This is a genomic window from Dysgonomonas sp. GY617, from assembly GCF_015233815.1.
Classification (GTDB): domain Bacteria; phylum Bacteroidota; class Bacteroidia; order Bacteroidales; family Dysgonomonadaceae; genus Dysgonomonas_A.
This window is the reverse complement of sequence record NZ_JADCLR010000040.1, coordinates 1-1,564: the sequence shown is the minus strand read 5'-3', so window position 1 is coordinate 1,564 and position 1,564 is coordinate 1. Positions and strand designations below refer to the sequence as shown.

3 protein-coding genes and 1 pseudogene are annotated in these 1,564 nt (G+C 37.0%); all 4 read right to left on the bottom strand.

Annotated features, from left to right (window positions below):
• Nucleotides 1-591 (bottom strand): annotated as a pseudogene (locus IR022_RS20145) (hypothetical protein); the annotation flags it as partial.
• Between the two features lie 23 nt (nt 592-614).
• Nucleotides 615-1,073 (bottom strand): hypothetical protein, encoded by a 459-nt coding sequence (locus tag IR022_RS20140; RefSeq protein ID WP_242053309.1) that lies wholly within the window; start codon nt 1,071-1,073, stop codon nt 615-617.
• 7 nt (nt 1,074-1,080) lie between these two features.
• On the bottom strand, nt 1,081-1,260 hold the full coding sequence (locus IR022_RS19785) for a hypothetical protein (RefSeq protein WP_194205054.1): 180 nt from the start codon (nt 1,258-1,260) through the stop codon (nt 1,081-1,083).
• Nucleotides 1,261-1,279: 19 nt separating this feature from the next.
• A partial coding sequence (locus tag IR022_RS19780; RefSeq protein ID WP_206759622.1) for a hypothetical protein occupies nt 1,280-1,564 on the bottom strand: 285 nt, incomplete at its 5' end.

Genomic DNA, 1,564 nt, shown 5'->3' with positions numbered 1-1,564 from the left:
CGGTAATGGTTTTCTTCTTGCCCGTCCATCATATAATTCACAGGCACGCTTGACAAGCTTAGTTCTATTATGCTCAGTCAGGTCGGCATAAAATTTCTCTGCAGCACAATAGACATTGTATATTTTACACTTTTCACACCACTTGTTCCAAAAATGTGGGAACTCCCCTCCAAAAACTATTTTACATTCTTCTTTACACCAGCCATTCCACATAAAAAAGAAAAAGCTGGAGACGATGTTTTCTTTGGTTTTAGTATTTACGTCTTGTTGTATCCTATTTGAGGATTTGGCGTTAATCTCTGATTCCTCTACTTTGTAAAGACATTCAAGATTATTCAGGTTTGTGCAATAATCTAACCATTCTAAAAGCCCAGCGTCTTCTTCTTGATTAATACGATTGAAAAGGGATGTCTCGATTCCCCCTAAATATCCCAGAAGAAGAATATCCCCATCGTATATTTTCATACGGGTAATTCCAAATGTGTTGCTATCTGCGTCAGTGCTGAAGAAGAAAGAATTACCGGGTTGTAGGCCATCTATAACTTTGAGTAGATCGACTTTTGATAGTTGCTCACGTTGTTTTGTTTCCATATTTATTACTTGTTATACACTATTTAAAACTCCAGTTCTTCTAATTCTCCTTCATCTTTATCAACAAAGAAACGGTCTGCGTCAGCCCATTTTCTTGCTCCGATATATAGTTCGAAGGCTTGTTCGAGATTCAGCCCATCTGCGGGAACTGATGCCAGGAACTCTGACATATTGATACCGTCATTCATAAACTCCTCACGGATTTGTTCGGGTGTAGGTATAACCGGGGCTTTTATTAAATTTGTTGAATACATTACCTCCCATTCGTCAGGATTGTATCGATATGAAGATTTGGCATCAAAAAAGAACTTCATTTCTATTTCGTCTTCTTTGTTTCTTTCGTCAGGCATAATATCAGTAACAATGCCGTAAATATCAAAATTTGAATTTTCTTGTGTGCCATCTGTTTTGGTTACACCGAATACAACAGTGCCAAACTTGGCTTTAACGATATCGCCTATTTTAATTTTAATTTTTTCCATACTATTTTTAATTTTCTACAGGTTCTGCGAAATCAACTGTTTTTTCTCCTTTGGTGAAGTCTGAGTCCGGAGCAAGCAAGTCCTTATTATCGTTTACATAAGTTATTGCCTCATTACTGTTGTCTGCTTCTACTTCGATTGTATGATTGTAAATCAAAGTGAGGGTGATTACAAATTTTCGTTTCATATATTATTAAGCTGTTTTTTCAGACCGGATGCATTGCGCATCTTTCTCTTTTGTTATAAAGTTTAGTACCAATTAGTAATATTTCACCATCGGCGAGAAATTCACTTCCACAACTCCAGCATTGTCTTATTTCGGACTCTTTTTCTGTATCTGAGGTAATGCAATTGGTATCGAAGCAGACAGTACAAGCATCTTCGTGGAAACGTTCGACATGGGGATGATTGGCAGGTATGTTTTCATACCCGTAATGAGTGATTGTTGTCATTACTATTCTTTTATATTCTGAAATCGTGTGGGGATTGGA

Coding starts and splice junctions, on each gene's coding strand:
- IR022_RS19785 (WP_194205054.1), bottom strand. CDS start 1,260: ATGAAACGAAAATTTGTAATCACCCTCACTTTGATTTACAATCATACA.
- IR022_RS20140 (WP_242053309.1), bottom strand. CDS start 1,073: ATGGAAAAAATTAAAATTAAAATAGGCGATATCGTTAAAGCCAAGTTT.